This is a genomic window from Pseudomonas sp. PAGU 2196, assembly GCF_022179005.1.
GTDB classification, from domain to species: domain Bacteria; phylum Pseudomonadota; class Gammaproteobacteria; order Pseudomonadales; family Pseudomonadaceae; genus Aquipseudomonas; species Aquipseudomonas kermanshahensis.
On the sequence record NZ_BNTL01000038.1, the window covers coordinates 1 to 19002 of the forward strand.

Consider the following 19002-nt stretch of genomic DNA (forward strand, 5'->3'; position numbering starts at 1 on the left):
CGGTGCAGGCACAGCAAATACCTCAGGCCCGCCACAGGTACCAGGCCGCCACGGTCCGGAACGGGCGCCAGCCACCGCCCAGCGAGCGCATCTGCGCCGGCGTCGGTGCTTTCTCCAGCCCCTTGAGCCGACGATACCCCTCACGCACCGCGAAGTCGTCGACCGGCAGAATGTCCGAACGCTCAAGGCAATAGATCAGCAACATCTCCACCGTCCAGCGCCCTACCCCGCGCAAGGCCACCAGGCGCTCGATCAACGCGTCATCGGGCATGGCCAGCGCCTCCTCGCGGCTGGGCACCACACCCGCCAGGCGGGCCTGGGCAATGCCCTGAACCGTGGCTGCCTTGCTCGCCGAAAAGCCGCACGCACGCATCGCCTCGGGCGTTACGGCCAGCAATTGCTGCGGTGCGGGAAAGCCGCCTTCGGGGAACAGCGCCAACAGCCGGCGCAAAATCGACTCGGCAGCGCGTGCATGCAACTGCTGGTAGGCAATCGCCCGTACCAGCGCCTCATAAGGCTCGCGTCCCGGCGTCGCCTGATGCAGGCACGGCCCGATCGCTGCGATATGCCGCGCCCAGTCCGGGTCCGAGTCGGCCAGGTAGCGGGCAGCTTCCCGGTAGGCTTCGGGCGAAAGGTCAGCCAGGATCATAGCGGCTCCAACACGTCGACTAGAGGCTTAGCTTAGCCCAACCGTTCATCGGCGAAACGCCGGATCTTGCGCGGCTAATTCCTGGCATACCATTGCTCTGCGGCGCGTTACCCGCATAGAATTGAGAACTATTCACAATCGCGCACGCTCACGGGATCAGGCCTTCGATACGATGCAGATCAACGACACGCTCAAGCCCACCGAGGTCGCTCTGCTCTATCAGTCCCACCACGCCTGGCTAAGTAGCTGGCTGCGCAGCCGGGTCGGGTGCCATGAGCATGCCGCCGACCTGGCCCAGGATACCTTCGTCCGGGTGTTGCGTGCCCGTCAGGCCTCACCGCTCAAGGAGCCCCGCGCCTACCTCAGCGCCATCGCCCGGGGGCTGATGATCGACCAGTTCCGCCGCCGCGCCCTGGAGCGGGCCTATCAGGAAAGCCTGGCCCACCTGCCTGAAGCCGAAGTGCCCAGCGAGGAACACCAGCTGGTCATCCTCGATACGCTGGAACGCCTCGACCGCGCCCTGCAGGCGTTGAAGCCGCGTGTGCGGCAGGCCTTTCTGCTGGCCCAGATCGACGGGCTGAGCATCGCGCAGATCGCCCAGCAGCTGGATGTCTCCCGCGCGACCATCGAGCGCGACTTGGCCAAGGCCCTGGGTGTCTGCTACCGGTTGCGCTATGTCGAACGCTGAGAACGCCCCCGCGCAAACCCAGGTCGACCAGGCCATCGACTGGCTGGTGAAACTGCGCTTCGACACCCCCAGCCCGCGTACCGAGCGGCAATTCCAGCAATGGCTGGCCAGCCACCCACAAAACCCTCAGGCCTGGCAGCGTGTCAGCAGCCTCAGCGACGAGCTGGCCGGGCTGCCCAAGGCACTGAGCCGACGCACCCTCGACGCCAGCCAGCGCCAGCACAGCAGCCGCCGAGACCACCTCAAGCTGCTGGCGCTGTTGGCCGTTGGCGGCAGCCTGGGCTGGGCCGCGCGCTCGCCCTTGGGCCTGCCGCAGCTACTGGCCGACAGCAGCACCGCGGCAGGTGAACGTCGGCAATTGCAAGGCAGTGATGGCAGCCGTATCCAGCTCAACACCGCCAGTGCCATCGACCTGCACTACAGCAGCGAACAACGACTGCTCGAACTGATACGGGGCGAGGTCAGCCTGGACGCCAACGCCAACGACAGCCGCCCTTTCCGCATCGATACCCGTGTCGGCACCTTGGGCACACTCGACGGGCAACTGCTGCTGCGCGAAAACGACAATGGCTTGTTGGTGGCCGTACGCCGTGGCGAGGTCACACTGTTCCCCGCGTCGCCTTCAGCGCGGTTGGTACAGGCTGGCGAAACCTTGCAGGTGCAGGCTAACGGCAGCTTGCAGGCCGTGAGCTTGCGCAGCGACCCGTGGGGCTGGACCGACGGCGTGCTCAGCGTGCAGCAGATGCCACTCGGCGAATTCGCGGCGGAGCTGGCCCGCTACCGCCCAGGCCTGCTGCGCTGCGCCGACGAAGTGGCAAACCTCAAGGTCTCCGGCACCTACCAGCTGGCCGATACCGGGCAGATTCTGCAATTGCTCACGCGCAGCCTGCCGGTGCGGGTCGAGTACCGCACACGCTATTGGGTGAGCATCGACGCCGCCTGAACCCCGCGTGGTCAGTCAGCCACCGCACGCAAGCGCCCTGCCCGCCGGTACGACTGCCGGGCAAAACAGACGAACAACCCTGCCATGATCGCCAGCGCCATCGGCAACCCGTGCGGTGCCACATCCATCGCCGCGCCACTGACCAGCGGCCCGATCAGGCTGCCCACACCCCACAGCAAGCCGACGCTGGCATTGGCCGTGACCAGGTCCTGCCCTTTGAAGCGCTGCCCGATCAGCACCAGCGCCAAGGTGTAGATGCCCCCCGCCACTGCGCCCAGCACCACCAGCAGCGGCCACAGCAACCAGGTCATCTGCAGCAGCCACGGCAGGCCGATGCCGATCAGCATCGCCACCAGGCCGCACACCAGGTGCAGCCCGGTGCGCTCGACCCGGTCGGCCAACCAGCCCAAAGGCAGCTGGAACAGCATGTCACCAGCAAACACCACCGTCACCATCAGCGCCGCCACACCCACGGCAAAGCCGTGGCTGGTGGCGTACACCGGCAACAGCGACAGCACCACGGCGTCGAAGAAGGAGAAGAACAGCACCGCCACGCACAAGGCCGGCGCCACGCGGAAGAACCCGGCCAGGCCGAAGCTTTTTTCGCCTTCTTCATGCTCGACGTAGTCGTTGGGCACGGTCAGCACGATGCACAGCAGCGCCAGGCCGTAGCAGGCGGTGACCACGCCGGTGATCCAGGGGCTGTCGGCGCCCAGCACGGCCAGCATTGCCGGGCCGAGTACCTGGAAGCCGGTAAAGCTGGTGGCGTACAGGGCCATGATTTTGCCGCGGTTGTGCTCGGGGCACAGCTCGTTGACCCAGGACTCGCCCAGAATGATGGCGATACCCATGCCGATGCCCAGGCCCAAGCGCAGCAACGCCAGCAGCCAGATTGAGTCGAAAGCCGACTCCAGCAAGGCGATGCTGACGGTGCACAGGCTGAAGCACAGTAAGTAGATGGTGCGCCGGGTCAGGCGCCGGCAGCAGGCGTCGACCATGAACGCCGAAAGCATCATCCCGGCTGCCGGGATGGCCGAAATAATGCCGATTTCCAGCGTGCCTGCGCCGGCCTCATGCAGGCGCAACGACACCAACGGCAAGCTGGCCCCCAGGCTGAAGCCCACCACCGACACGGCGAACAACAGGCCCGCCAGCAAACGCATGTTCATTTACCACTCCTTGCAAACCGAAAAGACGAGCAAACACGAGCGCGCACGCCGGGACGGCGGACGACGCAAAAGCGCGGATCAGTTCAGGGCAAGGTGTGGCGAGAAGGTGAAGGCAAACAGCACGCTGCGCCGACGCTTGAGCACCGTGTCGCTCGGCCACGCACGACGCAGGGCCTGGAGTGCAGGCTGGCGAGCAGGTGGGAGGGACGGGTTACGGCGCATTGCTTTGACTACGCAGGTTGGAGAAAAGAGGCGGCACTCTAGGCTAACGGTGGTCGGGCCGTCAATCGTCAGGGGGCCGCCGCACGACCTATTCCGGCCGGCCCTGTGCTCGGCAAGGCGGCTCCTTGTAGGAGCAACTGTCCTGCGCAATTTCTAAAAATTGACGTGGGAGCGGGCTTGCCCCGCGAACACCGGCGAAGCCGGTGCCATGCACCGCGTAGCCCCATTCGCGGGACAAGCCCGCTCCCACCGGGTCCTCACAAGGTCTGAGCCTTCGTAGTTACCTGTGGGAGCAACTGCCTTCTTGTGGAAGCTGGCCTTGCCGGCGATTGGGCTGCGCAGCAGCCCCTTACAGGCTCAACGCTTGCCGGTAGACGGCAGGAACACCGCCAACAACCCGAACAACGGCAGGAACGAGCACACGCCATACACGTACTCGATACCGCGCAGGTCCGCGACATAACCCAGCAGCGCCGCGCCTATGCCGCCGAAGCCGAACATCAGCCCGAAGAAGATCCCGGCAATCATGCCCACGCTGCCCGGCACCAGCTCCTGCGCATACACCACGATGGCCGAAAACGCCGAGGCCAGGATGAAGCCGATCACCACGCTCAGCACGGTGGTCCAGAACAGGTCGGCATAAGGCAGCGCCAGGGTGAACGGTGTCACGCCCAGAATCGAGAACCAGATCACCGCCTTGCGCCCGATACGGTCACCGATCGGCCCGCCGAAGAAGGTACCGGCCGCCACCGCGCCCAGGAACAGGAACAGGTGCAGCTGCGAGCTGGCCACCGAAACGTCGAACTTTTCGATCAGGTAGAAGGTGAAGTAGCTGGTGAAGCTGGCCATGTAGAAGTACTTCGAGAACACCAACAGGCCCAGCACGATCAGCGCCGCGATCACCCGCTTGCGCGAGATGCCATGGGTGGCCTGCACCGCCTTGCGGGCCTTGGCCTGGTTGAGGTGCTCCTTGTACCAGCTGCGCAGCATCAGGGTCACGGCGAAGAAGAACAGCCCCGCCAGGCCAAACCAGGCCACGTGCGTTTGCCCGAACGGGATGACGATCGCCGCCGCCAGCAGTGGCCCCAGCGCCGAGCCGGTGTTGCCGCCTACCTGGAAGGTCGATTGGGCCAGACCAAAACGCCCGCCCGAGGCCAGCCGCGCGATGCGCGAGGTTTCTGGGTGGAAGGTGGAAGAACCAATGCCCACCAGCGCCGAGGCCAGCAGGATCATCGGGAAGCTGCCGACAAAGGCCAGCATCACGATCCCCACCAGCGTGCACAGGGTGCCCATCGGCAGCAGGTTGGGTGCGGGCCGGCGGTCGGTAAAGAAGCCGACCCAAGGCTGCAGCAGCGAGGCGGTTATCTGGAATGTCAGGGTGATCATGCCGATCTGGGCGAAGCTCAGGTCGTAGTTGGCCTTGAGCATCGGGTAGATCGCCGGCAGCACCGACTGGATCAGGTCATTGATCAAGTGCGCCAGGGCGCAGAAGCCGATGATGCGCATCACCAACGGGTTGGCAGGGTTAGCCGCTGCGCTGGTGGACGCCGTGGAGGTGCTACTGATGGCCATGTGCCTGAATCTCCGTCCGCAGGTTTGGGATCCGATTATCGGGAAACAAATAGATACATAGCTACCTTTTTTATCCCTCCGTCGAAACGTACTTGTAAATGGTTCTCAATATAATTAGCATCCTCGACTCATTCCCCTGTCATCGTTGGGCGAAACGGCCCCTATCGTGAGCAGACCGATCCCATGAGCCCGATGCCCGCCAAGCAACTCCAGCCCGACCCTCAGCAGGAAGCCCTGGAGTGGTTTTCCCGTTTGCGTCAGCCCGGCTGTGACGAAGGCGAACGCCAGGTGTTTGCCGCCTGGTGCCAGGCGCCGCAGAACGCCCAAGCCTACGCTGAACTGGAAACCTTCTGGCAACAGCTGCAACCGCCACCGGCACGCCCCCGACCGCGGCAGATAAACACGCGCCGCAGTCACCTGGGCAAATGGCTGGCGCTGTTGTTTTTGCTGGTGCTGGGCGCTTTGGCCTACCTGTACTGGCCACTGATGCAACGCCTGGGCAGCGAACTGCACACCGACGTGGGCGAACGCCGCAGCTTGCGCCTGCCCGACGGCTCGACCCTGCACCTGGACAGCGCCAGCGCTATGAACGTCGACCTGCGTGGCCGTACCCGCCAGCTGCACCTGGTACAAGGCCAGGTGTACCTGGAGGTCCTGCTCGACGGCCGGGCCATGGAGGTAGAAGTGGGCGAGGCGCGCATCCAGGTATTTGGCACCCGCCTGCAAATCGCGCGCTATGCGCACCACGACGAGCTGGTGGTGCTCAGTGGTAAGGCCATGGTTGTGCAAGCCGGGGAGCAGCGCCTGGTCTCGGCGGGTGAACGGGTGAGCTTCGACGGCACACGGATCGACACTGTGCAAAAGGCCGATCCGAAGACCACCGACAGCTGGCGCAGCGGCCGCCTGCGCGCCACCGATATGCCGCTTGGGCAGGTGCTGGAACGCCTGGCCGGCTACCAGGGCGAACGCCTGTGGATACTCGACGATCACACCGCCCATCGGCGCGTGAGCGGCGATTTCAACCTCGACCGCCCTGCCGAAAGCCTCGCCGCACTGGCCAACGCCCAGCAATTGCAGCTGCACAGCATGCTCGGGCACTGGCTGATCGTTCGCTGAAAGCGGGCCTGGCGGCTAAGTTTTTGAAAGCGTGCAAATTTTTTTTGAAATGAGTGTTGACAGAGGGGCATCACAAGGGAATAATGCGCGCCATTGGCTACATAGCTCAGTTGGTTAGAGCATAGCATTCATAATGCTGGGGTCCGGGGTTCAAGTCCCTGTGTAGCCACCAAACATGATAAAGGGCTTACCGAAAGGTAGGCCCTTTTTCTTTGCCTGTGAAAAAGTTACGGCGTCTCCGGCAACTGACCCAGTGCGATGTGCTAAACCCACACAGCTGTAAGCAGTGCTAGCACTACCACCAGGACCAGCACTTTAATTGTCAGAGCCGTGCGCGCGGCAGGCGCATGTTCGTGCGAAGAGGTCAGGGTTTCCTGCATGCGCTTAAAGGCTTCGATGTGCTCTTCATCTTGTGCCAGCCAGACACGAAAAGCCTTGCGCTCGCGGCCACTGGGCTGGCCGTCGAGGCGCGCCAGCCATTCGACGGCTTCGTGTAGGATTTCGGGGCTCATGGCTGCGCCTCATTGAGGCATTGGCGCAACCACACCAGCAGCCACTGGTGACAGCCCCTGCACCAGTCATCCAGGCAGTCTGCGGCGGGAAATGGAGGTATTTTCATCGCGAGGCTTCGCAAATGGGAATGATTCTATTCTAAATTGCCACTACCCGACATGCAATCACCGGCTTAACGTAGGGTGGTATCGATCGCCGCCGATGCATGAATAGAAGAGGGTTGAAATTTAGTTCCAAGTATAAACTTCCCCTTGCGAATGAGAAAAGCATTAGCGTTCTGCAGAGTTTTTTTCATTCTAACGTATTGCTGATCAGTAACATCAGGATACAAATGTGAAAAATCATGCTTCTTCATATTAGAAAATTTAGGCAGACCAATCCAAGTCCAAAACATTTCATCCGTAATCACATTGGACTTCATCAAATTCTTATACGACTTACTGGCCTCGATATCACGAAACGATACAAAAACTTCACCATGCTCTATTGTCTTTACTCGATTATAGTCTCTCAAATTGGGACCTGTGCTCACAGTATGTGTATACTCAGTGCCCACCGTATATGCATACTCAGTAACCGTTTTACTTATTTCAAGTAAATGCTCAGGCCCATTTTCACTGAGCAAGGCGTAGCTTTGCGCCTGCTCAAATGTCAGCGCCACGATTTTAGGTCTTTTCGGACTCGGCATATGCCCGGTTGGATCTGAATTATTTACAGGGTCGCCATTACAATAGGCGTAGGCGTTTAATCCACCTGTGGAAAACGGACTCAAGGAGTCCGGACTAGAAAAGCGCATCAAGCCGTTAATGAAAAGACGATAGCCATTACCCAGTAGATAGCCTGCTGGTAGGCGTGCCCTTGCTTCACCTGTGAAGCCTAAAGTGGCGTGCAGGTTTGCTTCCAGGCCATAAACGGTATACAGCCCCGCACGTCTTTTTTCAGATGAACATTCAAGGAGCACTGAACGTTGTTCATCGCACGCCAACAACGTAGTCCGTGGAGCCTTACCACTTGACCTCAACGCCGTTAACATAACATTTGAACTCATTACTTCACCCTCGCAGCGATATATAAGAGTGCGAGCTACCTGACCTTGACCCCTTTACTACTGCTCAATTGCCTGTCAAAAGATTCTGCCTGATGCGATCACATCGCTACAACTGGCAGAAATACCAGGTGCCCTCCTAACCCTGTCAACGCACACTCGCCATTACAACTGCCAGACCAAGGCCGATCAGCGCCAGGCCAATCATTCGGTCCATCATGACTTGCCGCTCGATCATCGCCTTGCGCAATGCCGTGCTGGAGAAGAACACCGCCACCAGGCTGAACCACACCCAATGGGCAAACGACATGAATGCGCCGTAAGCGAAGTCCAGCGCCAGCGGGCTGCCCGGCTGCACCACCTGGGTGTAGGCGCTGATGACGAAGAGCATGGTCTTGGGGTTCAGGGCATTGGTCAGAAACCCCGTGCGCAGTGCCGCCCACAGGCTGGCGCCGGTGTCTTGGCCGATGCCGTCGAGGGGGATGCGCGTGGTGTTGGTCAGCGATTTGTAGCCTAGGTAGATCAGGTACCCCGCACCGACGACCTTCATGAACAGGAACAGGGATGGGCTCTGGCTGATGATCACGGCGATGCCCAGCACCGTATACAGCACATGCACCTGCACGCCCAAGGCGATCCCCACGGCAGCCGCCAGTCCGGCTTTACGGCCCTGTGCATAACTGCTGCAGGTGACCATGGCGAAGTCGGCCCCCGGGCTGATGACGGCAAGGATGGTGAACAGGGCTACGGCGATGAGTTCGGTCATTGGCGGGTCTCGATTGGCGATGAAAATGCACAGACGCGCCGATTATCCTGGGCTTATGGACCGCTAAAAATCGATTTATAGTGGCGGATATTCGATAGTTTTTCTCACAGAGGTGCAGTGCTTGTACTGGCCTCTTCGCGGGCAAGCCCGCTCCTACAGGTGCAGTGCACACTTCATGAGTGCGCGATCCTTGTGGGCGCGGGCTTGCCCGCGAAGAGGCCGGAACAGGCACCACAAAACCATGAAACTGCCCCCTCTCAACGCCTTCCGCTACTTCGACATTGCCGCCGAAACCGAAAGCTTCGTGCGCGCCGCCGAGCGCCTGCATGTCACCCACGGCGCGGTCAGCCGGCAGGTACGGCTGCTTGAGGAAAGCCTCGGTATCGAACTGTTCGAACGCCGCAACCGGGCCATCTTCCTCACCGCCGCCGGCCGTGCGCTGCATGGCACCACCCAGGCCATGTTCGAACAGCTCGAAGGCGCCGTGCAGCGCCTGCAACAGCAGGAGCGCGACAACGTGCTGGTGCTCTCCTGCGAGCCCACCATCGCCATGCGCTGGCTGATCCCGCGCCTGCCGCGCTTCCACAGCGCCAACCCCGACCTGCAACTGCATCTGGTAGCCGCCGGTGGGCCGCTGGACTTCGCGCGCAGCGGCGTCGACCTGGCGCTGCGCCGCGATGACTTCCACTGGGACCGCCAACTGCATCACCGCAAAATCTGCGACGAATGGATCGGCCCAGTCTGCCGCCCCGGCGACGCCACCGGCCTGGAAGGCCAGCGCTTGCTGCACAGCCGCACCCGGCCCAGCGCCTGGCCCACCTGGCTGCGCTTGAGCAAACAACGGGCCGGGCACACCGAGCGCAGCGACTATGAGCACTTCTATTTGTCGATCCAGGCCGCCAGTGCGGGCCTGGGCCTGGCCATGGGGTCAGCCTTGATGGTGCGCGACGAGCTCGACAGCGGCCAACTGCAGGCCCCTTTCGGCTTCTTGCGCGACGGCTCCGCCTACCACCTGCTCAGCCCTCAGCCGCTGGACGAGGGGGGCAAGCGCCAGCGCTTCGCCGCATGGGTGATCGACGAATGCCAGGCCTGCCTAGGTCACTTGGGTTTGATACAGAACGACGACCCGGCGCTGCCATCGCCACCCCAGGTTCGGTAGCCGGCCGTGTCGACATGAATACGACCTGACGGGTAGCGGCCCAGGCCCATGTTCCAGGCTTGGCCATGTTGCTGCCAGAAACGGCATAACGGGTTGGGGTCGGCCCAGGCCGGCAACAGCATATCGACGGCGAAGGCACGGGTGTGCGCGCTATTGGCAGCGCCACCGGCGCAGACGTTCAGGCGCGGGTCACGGTAGGCTGAAACCACCTCGAACTGGCGCAGGATGCCTTGATCGCCGAGGGTTTTGAGCAGCGACAGTGTCGAGCGCACCGCTGGCCATTGGCTGGCCGGCGGCACCGCAAACGGCGACGCCCGGCACAGCTTCCAGTCCGAGGCCGAGCGAAGCAGTTGGTGAATAGGCACCACCCCGTACAGGCGGGCGTCTACCAGCATCTCGCGGAACGGGCGAGTTTGATGATCGCCAGCCCATTGGGCGAACATCCACACGTCGCGGTCATCGGCCTGCGCCGCATTGACCGCCCACATCCCCACCACCAGCAGCCACTTCGTCCCTGTCATCCCTACTCCCGGCTCAAGCCTCATGGCCTGTAATTGGGGCCGCTTGGCAGCCCATCGCCGCGGCTGGTCACCACGACAATCCCTCAGGTATAGCGCAGTATAGAGAGGCTCCCACACCTGTGGGAGCTCCTATGGTTTTTGCCATTAGTCCAACGCCCGCAACCGATACTGCGGCGGCAGTTGGGCGAACCCGCTGATGGTGGTGTCCAGGCTCTTCCAACGCCCGTCCTTGATGCCGTAGATGCAGCCATGCACCGACAGCTCCTGCCCACGGTGCCAGGCGTTCTGCACGATGCTAGTGTGGGCCACGTTAGCGACCTGCTGGATCACGTTCAGCTCGCACAGGCGATCGACCTGCGCCTCTTCGGTTTCAAGCTTGGCCAGCTCACCGCGCTTTTCGTAGTACAAGTCGCGAATCGAACGCAGCCAGCCGTCGATCAAGCCTAGCTGGCGGTCCTGCATGGCGGCGCGCACGCCGCCGCAGCCGTAGTGGCCGGTGACCAGGATGTGTTTGACCTTGAGCACTTCGACGGCGTACTGGATCACCGACAGGCAGTTAAGGTCGGTGTGCAGCACGACGTTGGCGACATTGCGGTGGACGAACAGGTCGCCGGGCAGCATGCCGACGATCTCGTTGGCCGGCACCCGCGCATCGGAGCAGCCGATCCAGAGGAATTCCGGGGTTTGCTGACGGGCCAGTTTGGCGAAGAAATCGGGGTCACGCTGGGTGATGGCATCGGCCCAGCGCGCATTGTTGTCGATCAGTTCCTGCAGGTCGTGCATGGTCTTGCCTCATCAGGTTGTACCTGTGTGACTGGACCTGCGCCTGAGGGGTCACGCCTCGAACAGGGTGCAGGCCATCACCAGGGCGTCTTCACGGCCACCCGCGACCGGGTAGTAGTCGCGGCGGCGGCCGATTTCGTTGAACCCGTAGCGCTCGTACAACCGATAGGCCGACTGGTTGCTGGCGCGCACCTCCAGGAAGCATTCACGCTTCTTCCAGGCGTGCCTGAATGAACCCCTGGACAAAATCGCGTGCAGCGTCCGGGCCTTGGTCCATAAACGATAGATCGACAGGTCTCAATCGACGCCACCTATTTGCTTTCTATCTGACAGCTTCATGACCGGATCGCAGGGCGTGAATGAACCTACATGGTTAGACCTGCCTTGCAGCATCTATAATCTGTAAAGATTATCGCTTAGCTGATCTGCGAATCCAACTAACAATTCCACTCACACCGTGATAAACGTATTCCTTCACCTCGACAACTCTCACTGTCCTTCCATATTTATTGTATAACGCTTCTCTCGCTTCTTCCGCTGCCTGAGAAAGGAGCATATCTAAATAATCTAGCGCGATAGTTCTATTGTCTGGAACATTACTATCATTAGAAAAAAACTCGAGTTGAGAATGCTCAATTCGATCTGTCATTCTGGCTTTAACCAGCCCCCTGTCGACAGCCTGCGGGCTTTGAATGAGACCTCCTTCTTGCTTCACGCGCTTTGCCCCCCCAGCCTTTACGGGGGGCGCAGCACGCTTACGCGAAGCATGAACCCCCTCCGAGCGCGGGCTAATCTTTGAAGTAACCCTTGGGAAATTCTGTACCTGACTCTTTCCAAATAAACCATCTGAATAATAACTCGGCCCGGTGCGCGCACTGGGTACAGTGGGTGCAGTGGGTGCTGTAAGCGACGCCACCCAATCAAAGTGGCTTGATAAGCCATGATAGTAGGTGATGTGGCCACTAGGGTCCGTACAATTCACTGGATCACCCCCGCAGTAAACATACGCATTCACGCCTCCTCTACCAAACGGACTGAATCCATCAGGCGAGTTGAAGCGATTGGTAACAACGTCAAAAAAACGATAACCGTTCCCAAGAAAGTAACCGATTGGCAACAATGACTGCATCTGGCCTGCGAAGCCAATCAGCGACTCCATACCCCTCTGGAAGCCATAAGGTGAATACGCTACCGACTTAGATCGTGTACCGGACTCACCTACCACAGAGCCCATGCCATCCGAAGCAAGCATCATCGTTTGCTGAAGATCATTGGCAACCTTTCGCTCGACAAGCCGCATACCCGCAGCCTGGATCAAGGAACTGCAACGGCCTTCCTGCCAAACAGTGCGTACTGCATCCCCTTCATAAAAAAACCAAGCACCCGTGAAAGTCTTCATGGTCGTAATACTCAGAATTCCCATCCCAATGATTCAGAACGCGAAGCCCTTTGTATACTGGTAAAAATGCCAGGAGCGTTTCTGGGGTAACTCGGAAGCCGAGCGCAGCACCACGCCATAGCATGCGCTAGAGGGCTGGCAGCCAGCGCATCAGCAAATGGACCGCACCTTCACTCTTCGAACAACGTACAAGCCATCACCAGCGCATCCTCGCGCCCGCCCGCCATGGGGTAGTAATCCCGCCGGCGGCCGATCTCGTTGAAGCCATAGCGCTCATACAACCGATAGGCCGACTGGTTGCTGGCGCGCACCTCGAGGAAGCACTCCCGGCCATTGAGCTGATACGCGCGCGCCATCAGGTGCTCGAGCAAGCGCAAGCCCATGCCCCGCCCCTGGCTCTCAGGCTTGACAGTAATGTTCAGCAGGTGCGCCTCGTCGATGATCACGTTGATCACGCCGTGGCCGACCTGCTGCTGGCCATCGAACATCAGCCACACTTCGTAGGACTTGAGCGCATCCTGAAAGATTCCGCGGGTCCAGGGATGACTGAACGCGGCATATTCGATCTTAAGCACGGCATCCAGATCCGCCTCGGTCATCGGGCGGAAACTGATCGATTCACTCATTCAACGCTCTTCCAGCGCGCCATCAGCTGGCGCATGGCTTTCCAGACGTCCGCCTTGCGCTGCGGCTCGTCCATCAACAGTTCAAGGCCCGGCAAGGCCCAGGCGTCGCCCAGGCCCTCGAGCTTCAGTACTTGGTAGTAGGTGTGCGCATCGGCATTGCCGGCGAAGCGCAACGCGGGCAGGCCGATCAGCCACAAGCTGTTGCACGGGGCTTCTTCCAGGCGCGCCTGGATGAACCCCTGGACAAAATCGCGTGCAGCGTCCGGGCCCTGGTCCATGTTGCCGCGCACCAGCAACGGCCAGCGGACCGGCTCGCCGATGATCTGCGGGGCGTCGGGCAGGCCGGCGGCGCGCAGCATGTCCTTGAGCAACAGGTAGGACGGGTCGCGGCTTTGGAAGGGCTGGCCGGTGGCCAGTTCCACCAGCAGCAGGCAACTGCCGGCACGCAGCAACTGCAGCGAGAAGCGTGGCGGCGGCACCGGAGCCGGGCGCGGTGCGGGCGCTTCTGGCTCTGCTTCGGCTGGCTTGGCGGCGGGCTTTGCGGTGCTGCCGGGGCGCGGAATCTCGATTTTTGGGCGTTCGCCAGAGCGTGCCTGAGGGGCGGCTGGCGCCGGCTGGTTGGCCGCCGGGGCAGGCCTGACTTCGAAGTCGATGTCTTCGACCGGCCCCACCGGCAACAACAGTTCGGGGCGCGACGGTGCGGCGAACGGCAGTTCGGCGCGCGGCAGCCAGTGCACCACTTGCATGGCGGAGAGGTAGGCGCGGCGACGGGGTTCGGTCAGCACTGGGCGGGTATCCGGAGGGTTGAAACAATCGGGCATTCTAACGCGTACGCCTTGGGTTTTGCAGTGTTGTTGAGATCGAGCGCCGCNNCTCGATCTCACAGGCGCCAAAGCGCTCCCGCCATACCCCTAAAAAACCAAGGGACATCTCTCATTACAGACCAAGGGGTGAAATCCTCCCCCCTGGATGCAGTACAATCGCCCCCTTTTTCTTGGCAACGAGTCGAAGCCAATGATCGAACCCAAGCGCGTCCTGCGCGCCCTAGCCGAACACTGGGCCCTGATCGAGCCACTGTGCGAACGTTTCGACCAGGGCACCCTGAGCCTGGTCGAACTGCGCCAGCATGTGGCCCGCCAGCAGGTCGAAAGCACCCCGCAGGACATCACCCAGCTGCTCGACGTGTGGATCCGCCTGGATATCCTGGTCCCGGTGGCCAAGAGCCCGAACCGCTTCGAGCTCAACGCCCAGATCCACGACTTCCTCGCCTACCTGCGCCGTGAACACCGCTTGGGCCTGTGCCTGGAAATCGAAGCCTACCTGCGCCACCTGGAGCGCCTCGCCGGGCATATCCAAGACGCCTTCGACAACCGCGACAGCGACGACCTGGCGCGCCAGCTGCGCCTGCTCGACATGCGCGTGCGCGATGTGCTCAAAAAGCTCGACAACGACGAGCAGGCACTGGTGGCCGTGGCCGAACGGGCCAAGACCAGCAACCGGCAGATCCCGCTGCGCCAGCGTTACGCCGAAGTCCTCGCAACCTGGGACGAATACGTCGAGCCGATGATCCAGCTGGTCAACGCCGACGGCGCCTTCGAACAAGGCGTGCGCAAGGTCGAGACCGTGCTGCTGCGCCTGCTGGGCGAACAGGCGCGCCTCGGCCACTTGGTCGACGACGACATGCTGCTGCGCACCCACGCGCGCATTCTGGAAATGCAAACCAGCGCCCAGCTGACCCTGCGCCACGCCCGTGAATTGCTGCTGCCCCTGCGCGAAGAAGCGCGCCGGCACAACGCCGTGACCCGTGGCGCTGCGTTGGCCCTGTCGGTGATCCGCCGCAAGGGCATCGATGCCGTGCCGCAAGCGGCCATGCCGATGTTCACCCGGCCGCAGAGCACCTTCCTCGGCAGTGCCAGCCAAGTCGAGGCTTATGTTTACGCCCTGGCTCGTTTCGAGCCCAAGCCTGCGCGCTTCCCCAAGGCGCACAAGACCGACAAGGACCCGCTGCCGCGCGCGCCACGCACGGTCAAGGAAATGCTCGAACGCTGCGAGCAGGCCCTGCCGCTGCCCGACCTGATGGTTTGGCTGCTGGACCAGGAGCCCGAAGGCGCCACCGACGAACTGCTGTACTGGTTCTCGCGCCTGTCCCGAGAAAAGCGCTTCAAGCGCGAGCGCCTCGAGCGCCGCGACTACACCACCCACGAACACCTGGTCAGCCTGCGCTCGTTCGCCCTGACGTCCAGCCGTGAAGACGTCGCCCGAACGATTGCCGAATCCAACGCGAGCCCAGCCAATGCATCTTGATCTTTCCGAACTGTCCCAGCTCGCACCGATCTTCCGCGAGCTGTTCAAAGGTTTCCACGTCAGCCGCCGTGACCCGGAGCTGTACGCTCAGCTGTCGAACTTCCAGGACCAGTACCGCACCCTGTTCAAGGCCTTGGGCTTCGAGCTGGTGTGCGACACCCGTGGCTTCTATTACTTCGTGCCCGAGCTTGCCGCCGCGCAGGTCAACAAAACAGCCCAGCGCCTGTCGTTGTTCACCTTCATCCTGGTCGAGCACCTGGCCGACCAGGGCCGCGACCCGATGGCCGTGCTCGACGGCGGCAGCATCGGCCGCGACGAGCTGCCCTCGCTGCTGGACAAGTACCGCGACCTGTTCCTGCAGGCCGAGGTGCAAACCGTTGAAGAGCTCGAAGAGAAAATCCTCCGGCGCATGACCCAGCTCGGCTTCGCCCACGAGGAAGGCGGCATCTACCGCTTCCTGCCGCCGATGCACCGCTTCCTCGATGTGTGCCTGTCGGTCCAGCAGGACCGCGACCTGGCTGCCACCCTGCACAGCGACCTGCCCTTGCCGACACCGGTACTGGTCGAAGAAGAAAGCCCGGAACAACTCAACCGCACCGACGACCCACTCGACCTGTCGCCGTTCGAAGGCGACGAGAGCGAAGAGGACGCACTGGCCCGGGCCATCCGCGAAGAGCAACAGGAGATTGACGCATGAGCCAGGAACGCTACGGCATCCGCCGCTTTGCATTGCTCAACACCGCCGGCTACAGCCTCGGCCTGTTCCCGCTGGAACACCCGCTGTCGGTGTACGGCGCCAACAACCTGGGTAAATCGGCGTCCATCAACGCCCTCCAGTTCCCGATTTTGGCGCGCATGTCTGACATGAGCTTCGGCAAGTACAGCCTGGAGCAGTCGCGTCGTTTCTACTTCGCCAGCGATACCTCGTACATTCTCTGCGAACTCAACCTGCCCCACGGCCCGCACGTGATCGGTGTGGTCGGCCGCGGCCCGGGTGGCGGTTTCGGCCACCAGTTCTTCGCCTACAAAGGCGAGCTGGACCTGGCCCACTACCAGAAGAACGACACCTGCCTGCGCCAGAAGGAGCTGTTCACCAACCTGGAGCGCCTGGGCCTGAAGGCCTACGAGCTCAAGCCCGACGAACTGCGCCGGCTGCTGGTCGGCGGCCACACCTCGGTGCCGCTGGACCTGACCATGATCCCGCTGCGCTCGACCAGCGAGCAAAGCCTGAAAACCTTCCGCGCGCTGTTCATCAACCTGCTGCACATGCGCGAAATCACCGCCGCCAAGCTCAAGCAGCTGTTCCTCGATGCCTTCGAGCACAGCCTGCGCTCGGGCAGCGTCGACTACATCGCAGCCTGTGAAGAAGCCTTCCGCGATGTGCGCCGCATGGAGCAGGACTACAACGCCCTGGTCGCCGCCGGCCCACTGGTCGAAGCCCTGGCCGGTGGCGTGGCCCAACGCGACATCCTGCGCGGCAAGCTGCACCGCCTTTCGCCGCTGCTCGACAACCTGCTGGGCACCTGGCAGGAATACGCCATGGCACGCAAGGAAGAGCTGGTCATCCAGTCCGAGCACTACCGCGGCGAACAGGACCGGTTGCAGAACGACCAACGTGGCGGCACTCAGGAGCTGATGCGCCTGGAACGTGAAATCACCGGCATCCAGCGCTGGCTTGGCGAGTTGTCAGTGCTCAAGCACCGCTTCGCCTTGGTCGATGACGTCAAGGTGCTGGAGCAGCAGTTGCTGGCCGCCAAAGACGCCCACGACGAACTGGCCGGCGCCCTGGCCCAATCGCGGCAGTTCTCGGCCGAAGACCTGGACGAGCGCGTACGCGACCTGGAAAAACGCCTCAAGCAGGTCCGCCAGCAGCTCGACCACGCCGACAACAACAGCTACGCCCGCCTGCGCGAAGAATTCTCGCAGCAGGATGTCGACCGCCTCATGCGCCTGTTCAACGGCGCCCTGTTCAGCCTGCCGCTGGGCGAGCGCGGTATCGAACTGGACGACAGCGACCTGTGGGTAAAATCGCTGGAAGCCGTGCTCGACGGGTTCAAGGGCGAGCGTTTCGAAGCGCCCGGCCTGTCCATCGACCTGTCGCACATCGACCCACCGGCCTTGCAGGCCCTGGCCGACCGCGCCGCCCTTCGCGACCAGAAAGAGCGCCTGGAAAAAGAACTCAAGCAGCTCAAGACTCAGCAGGCCGTGGCCGCCGACCGCTCCGCCTCCAAGGCGCAGACCGAAACCCTGTACCAAGCGGTACTGGACGCGCAAAAAGCCCTGGAAGACTTCCGCCGCAGCGAAACCCTGGCCGCCGAAGAGCCCGAGAAACTGGAGCAGCTGTCGCAACTGGAAGCTGCCCAGGACGAGCTCAAGCGCTCCAGCGACGCCTTCACCGAACGCGTCCAGCAACTGTCGGCCAAGCTGCAACTGGTCGGCCGGCAGATCGGCGACCTCGAGTCCAAGCAACGCACCCTGGAAGACGCCCTGCGTCGCCGCCAGCTGTTGCCGGCCGACCTGCCCTACGGCACGCCGTTCATGGAAGCGATCGACGACTCCATGGACAACCTGCTGCCGATGCTCAATGACTACCAGGACAGCTGGCAGGGCCTGCAGCGGGTGGATAACCAGATCGAGGCGCTGTACGCCCAGGTGCGCCTCAAGGGCGTGGCCAAGTTCGACAGCGAAGACGACATGGAGCGCCGCCTGCAACTGCTGGTCAACGCCTATGCGCACCGCACCGACGAGGCCCTGACCCTGGCCAAGGCACGCCGCGCGGCCGTCACCGACATCGCCCGGACCCTGCGCAACATCCGCAGCGACTACGACAGCCTCGAGCACCAGTTGGCCCTGTTCAACCGCGAGATCAACAAGCGCCAGGTGTCCAACCTGGAGAGCTTCCGCGTGGTGCTGGCGCCGAACAAAGAGGCGCTCAAGCACATCGACCAGATCATCCACAGCGCCGGCCAGTACGAGGAAGGCGAGACCCTGTCGGTGTTCGACCTGACCCAAAGCTCGGACCAGGACCACAAGAACGAAGAAGCCAAGGAGTACCTGGCACGGCTGGTGGCGGCCAACCACAACCAGCTGGGCCTCAAGGACCTGTTCGAGCTGGCGTTCGAGATCACCAAGGTCAATGGCCAGCCGGTGATCCACGCCGACATCGACGGCGCCGCGTCCAACGGCACCACCATGACCATCAAGGCGCTGACCAACATGTACTTGTTGCTGCACCTGATGGACCGCGACCTGGCCGGGCGCATTCGCTTGCCGTACTACCTCGACGAGGCGGCAGACATCGACGAACGCAACCAGGCGGCACTGCTGGAGACCAGCTTGCAGCTGGGCTTCGTGCCGATTCTGGCGAGTGTGAAGCCGCAGGTGTCGGCCAAGGTGGCGATCGACCTGGAAGGTGGCAGCGGGCCGAATGGCATCTACATCGACGAGGCGGACTGGAAGTTCATCAGCCGGCTGGATGAGGTGAAGGCGGAGGTGCGGGAGGATCAGGCTGAGGCGTTGGCCTGATT

General features: G+C 62.2%; 19 protein-coding genes, 1 tRNA gene and 2 pseudogenes. 8 read left to right on the top strand and 14 right to left on the bottom strand.

The features are described 5' to 3' along the window. Positions 1–22: 22 nt before the first annotated feature. Positions 23–649 carry a DNA-3-methyladenine glycosylase gene (locus MFF34_RS26265; protein WP_238217436.1) on the bottom strand — a complete coding sequence of 209 codons (627 nt, stop codon included), beginning with the start codon at positions 647–649 and terminating at the stop codon, positions 23–25. 172 nt (positions 650–821) lie between these two features. On the opposite strand from MFF34_RS26265, the gene MFF34_RS26270 reads away from it, so the two are divergent. Together MFF34_RS26270 and MFF34_RS26275 are read left to right on the top strand one after the other, a co-directional pair. Next, positions 822–1337, top strand: a complete 516-nt coding sequence (locus MFF34_RS26270; protein WP_238217438.1) for a sigma-70 family RNA polymerase sigma factor — start codon at positions 822–824, stop codon at positions 1335–1337. Then, positions 1324–2280: a FecR domain-containing protein gene (locus MFF34_RS26275; protein WP_238217440.1), complete on the top strand. Its 957-nt coding sequence runs from the start codon at positions 1324–1326 to the stop codon at positions 2278–2280. The genes MFF34_RS26270 and MFF34_RS26275 overlap by 14 nt, the downstream gene beginning before the upstream one ends. Positions 2281–2291: 11 nt before the next feature. Here the strand turns inward: MFF34_RS26275 and MFF34_RS26280 are convergent, their stop codons facing one another. The 3 genes from MFF34_RS26280 to MFF34_RS26290 form a co-directional block, all read right to left on the bottom strand. Beyond that, positions 2292–3449 carry an MFS transporter gene (locus MFF34_RS26280; protein ID WP_027594504.1) on the bottom strand — a complete coding sequence of 386 codons (1158 nt, stop codon included), beginning with the start codon at positions 3447–3449 and terminating at the stop codon, positions 2292–2294. Positions 3450–3527: 78 nt separating this feature from the next. Further along, complete coding sequence (locus MFF34_RS26285; RefSeq protein ID WP_238217442.1) at positions 3528–3671, bottom strand: hypothetical protein; 144 nt, start codon at positions 3669–3671, stop codon at positions 3528–3530. Positions 3672–4028: 357 nt separating this feature from the next. Next, the gene (locus MFF34_RS26290) at positions 4029–5243 is read right to left on the bottom strand and encodes an MFS transporter (RefSeq protein ID WP_099428299.1); all 1215 of its coding nucleotides are present in this window, start codon (positions 5241–5243) and stop codon (positions 4029–4031) included. Positions 5244–5435: 192 nt separating this feature from the next. Between MFF34_RS26290 and MFF34_RS26295 the strand changes: the two genes are divergently transcribed. Both MFF34_RS26295 and MFF34_RS26300 read left to right on the top strand, forming a co-directional pair. Next, complete coding sequence (locus tag MFF34_RS26295; RefSeq protein ID WP_238217491.1) at positions 5436–6359, top strand: FecR domain-containing protein; 924 nt, start codon at positions 5436–5438, stop codon at positions 6357–6359. Positions 6360–6454: 95 nt separating this feature from the next. Next, positions 6455–6531, top strand: a tRNA-Met gene (locus MFF34_RS26300). Positions 6532–6622: 91 nt separating this feature from the next. On the opposite strand, the gene MFF34_RS26305 is transcribed toward MFF34_RS26300, so the two are convergent. From MFF34_RS26305 to MFF34_RS26315, 3 genes are all read right to left on the bottom strand, one after another. After that, entirely contained in the window at positions 6623–6871 is a 249-nt protein-coding gene (locus tag MFF34_RS26305) for a DUF4880 domain-containing protein (RefSeq protein ID WP_238217444.1), read from the bottom strand. 173 nt (positions 6872–7044) lie between these two features. Beyond that, entirely contained in the window at positions 7045–7920 is an 876-nt protein-coding gene (locus MFF34_RS26310) for an RHS repeat-associated core domain-containing protein (protein WP_238217446.1), read from the bottom strand. A 145-nt stretch (positions 7921–8065) separates the two neighbouring features. Continuing rightward, entirely contained in the window at positions 8066–8683 is a 618-nt protein-coding gene (locus tag MFF34_RS26315; protein WP_238217448.1) for a LysE family translocator, read from the bottom strand. A gap of 241 nt (positions 8684–8924) precedes the next feature. Here MFF34_RS26315 and MFF34_RS26320 point away from each other — a divergent pair, with 241 nt between their 5' ends. Continuing rightward, positions 8925–9842, top strand: a complete 918-nt coding sequence (locus MFF34_RS26320) for a LysR substrate-binding domain-containing protein (protein ID WP_238217449.1) — start codon at positions 8925–8927, stop codon at positions 9840–9842. On the opposite strand, the gene MFF34_RS26325 is transcribed toward MFF34_RS26320, so the two are convergent. From MFF34_RS26325 to MFF34_RS26350, 7 genes and pseudogenes are all read right to left on the bottom strand, one after another. Then, on the bottom strand, positions 9782–10363 hold the full coding sequence (locus MFF34_RS26325; RefSeq protein ID WP_238217451.1) for a D-Ala-D-Ala carboxypeptidase family metallohydrolase: 582 nt from the start codon (positions 10361–10363) through the stop codon (positions 9782–9784). The genes MFF34_RS26320 and MFF34_RS26325 overlap by 61 nt on opposite strands. Positions 10364–10507: 144 nt before the next feature. Beyond that, positions 10508–11146 (bottom strand): carbonate dehydratase, encoded by a 639-nt coding sequence (gene can / locus MFF34_RS26330; protein WP_027594511.1) that lies wholly within the window; start codon positions 11144–11146, stop codon positions 10508–10510. A gap of 51 nt (positions 11147–11197) precedes the next feature. Then, positions 11198–11356: pseudogene (locus MFF34_RS26335) on the bottom strand (ribosomal-protein-alanine N-acetyltransferase); the annotation flags it as partial. Continuing rightward, a pseudogene (locus MFF34_RS28410) lies at positions 11355–11423 on the bottom strand (energy transducer TonB); the annotation flags it as partial. The pseudogenes MFF34_RS26335 and MFF34_RS28410, both read right to left, overlap by 2 nt. Positions 11424–11555: 132 nt before the next feature. Next, positions 11556–12545 carry an RHS repeat-associated core domain-containing protein gene (locus MFF34_RS26340; RefSeq protein WP_238217453.1) on the bottom strand — a complete coding sequence of 330 codons (990 nt, stop codon included), beginning with the start codon at positions 12543–12545 and terminating at the stop codon, positions 11556–11558. A gap of 170 nt (positions 12546–12715) precedes the next feature. Next, complete coding sequence (gene rimI, locus MFF34_RS26345; protein ID WP_238217455.1) at positions 12716–13171, bottom strand: ribosomal protein S18-alanine N-acetyltransferase; 456 nt, start codon at positions 13169–13171, stop codon at positions 12716–12718. Beyond that, on the bottom strand, positions 13168–13956 hold the full coding sequence (locus MFF34_RS26350) for an energy transducer TonB (protein ID WP_238217493.1): 789 nt from the start codon (positions 13954–13956) through the stop codon (positions 13168–13170). Before MFF34_RS26350 ends, rimI begins: the two co-directional genes overlap by 4 nt. Before the next feature lie 229 nt (positions 13957–14185). On the opposite strand from MFF34_RS26350, the gene mksB reads away from it, so the two are divergent. The 3 genes from mksB to mksF are packed head-to-tail and all read left to right on the top strand — an operon-like array spanning position 14186 to position 19000. Then, a complete protein-coding gene (gene mksB, locus MFF34_RS26355) occupies positions 14186–15475 on the top strand; it encodes an Mks condensin complex protein MksB (protein WP_238217457.1) in 1290 nt (429 codons plus the stop codon). Further along, on the top strand, positions 15465–16172 hold the full coding sequence (gene mksE, locus MFF34_RS26360; protein ID WP_099428293.1) for an Mks condensin complex protein MksE: 708 nt from the start codon (positions 15465–15467) through the stop codon (positions 16170–16172). Before mksB ends, mksE begins: the two co-directional genes overlap by 11 nt. Further along, positions 16169–19000, top strand: coding sequence for an Mks condensin complex protein MksF (mksF, locus tag MFF34_RS26365; RefSeq protein ID WP_238217459.1), 2832 nt, complete (start codon positions 16169–16171; stop codon positions 18998–19000). Before mksE ends, mksF begins: the two co-directional genes overlap by 4 nt. Positions 19001–19002 lie beyond the last annotated feature (2 nt).

Excerpts from the sequence above, each read along its gene's own strand:
- MFF34_RS26270 (WP_238217438.1), top strand. The coding sequence starts at position 822 with ATGCAGATCAACGACACGCTCAAGCCCACCGAGGTCGCTCTGCTCTAT.
- MFF34_RS26265 (WP_238217436.1), bottom strand. The coding sequence starts at position 649 with ATGATCCTGGCTGACCTTTCGCCCGAAGCCTACCGGGAAGCTGCCCGC.
- MFF34_RS26280 (WP_027594504.1), bottom strand. The coding sequence starts at position 3,449 with ATGAACATGCGTTTGCTGGCGGGCCTGTTGTTCGCCGTGTCGGTGGTG.
- can (WP_027594511.1), bottom strand. The coding sequence starts at position 11,146 with ATGCACGACCTGCAGGAACTGATCGACAACAATGCGCGCTGGGCCGAT.
- rimI (WP_238217455.1), bottom strand. The coding sequence starts at position 13,171 with ATGAGTGAATCGATCAGTTTCCGCCCGATGACCGAGGCGGATCTGGAT.
- MFF34_RS26340 (WP_238217453.1), bottom strand. The coding sequence starts at position 12,545 with ATGAAGACTTTCACGGGTGCTTGGTTTTTTTATGAAGGGGATGCAGTA.
- MFF34_RS26305 (WP_238217444.1), bottom strand. The coding sequence starts at position 6,871 with ATGAGCCCCGAAATCCTACACGAAGCCGTCGAATGGCTGGCGCGCCTC.
- mksE (WP_099428293.1), top strand. The coding sequence starts at position 15,465 with ATGCATCTTGATCTTTCCGAACTGTCCCAGCTCGCACCGATCTTCCGC.
- MFF34_RS26320 (WP_238217449.1), top strand. The coding sequence starts at position 8,925 with ATGAAACTGCCCCCTCTCAACGCCTTCCGCTACTTCGACATTGCCGCC.
- mksB (WP_238217457.1), top strand. The coding sequence starts at position 14,186 with ATGATCGAACCCAAGCGCGTCCTGCGCGCCCTAGCCGAACACTGGGCC.
- MFF34_RS26325 (WP_238217451.1), bottom strand. The coding sequence starts at position 10,363 with ATGACAGGGACGAAGTGGCTGCTGGTGGTGGGGATGTGGGCGGTCAAT.
- MFF34_RS26290 (WP_099428299.1), bottom strand. The coding sequence starts at position 5,243 with ATGGCCATCAGTAGCACCTCCACGGCGTCCACCAGCGCAGCGGCTAAC.
- MFF34_RS26285 (WP_238217442.1), bottom strand. The coding sequence starts at position 3,671 with ATGCGCCGTAACCCGTCCCTCCCACCTGCTCGCCAGCCTGCACTCCAG.
- MFF34_RS26310 (WP_238217446.1), bottom strand. The coding sequence starts at position 7,920 with ATGAGTTCAAATGTTATGTTAACGGCGTTGAGGTCAAGTGGTAAGGCT.
- MFF34_RS26275 (WP_238217440.1), top strand. The coding sequence starts at position 1,324 with ATGTCGAACGCTGAGAACGCCCCCGCGCAAACCCAGGTCGACCAGGCC.
- MFF34_RS26315 (WP_238217448.1), bottom strand. The coding sequence starts at position 8,683 with ATGACCGAACTCATCGCCGTAGCCCTGTTCACCATCCTTGCCGTCATC.
- MFF34_RS26295 (WP_238217491.1), top strand. The coding sequence starts at position 5,436 with ATGCCCGCCAAGCAACTCCAGCCCGACCCTCAGCAGGAAGCCCTGGAG.
- mksF (WP_238217459.1), top strand. The coding sequence starts at position 16,169 with ATGAGCCAGGAACGCTACGGCATCCGCCGCTTTGCATTGCTCAACACC.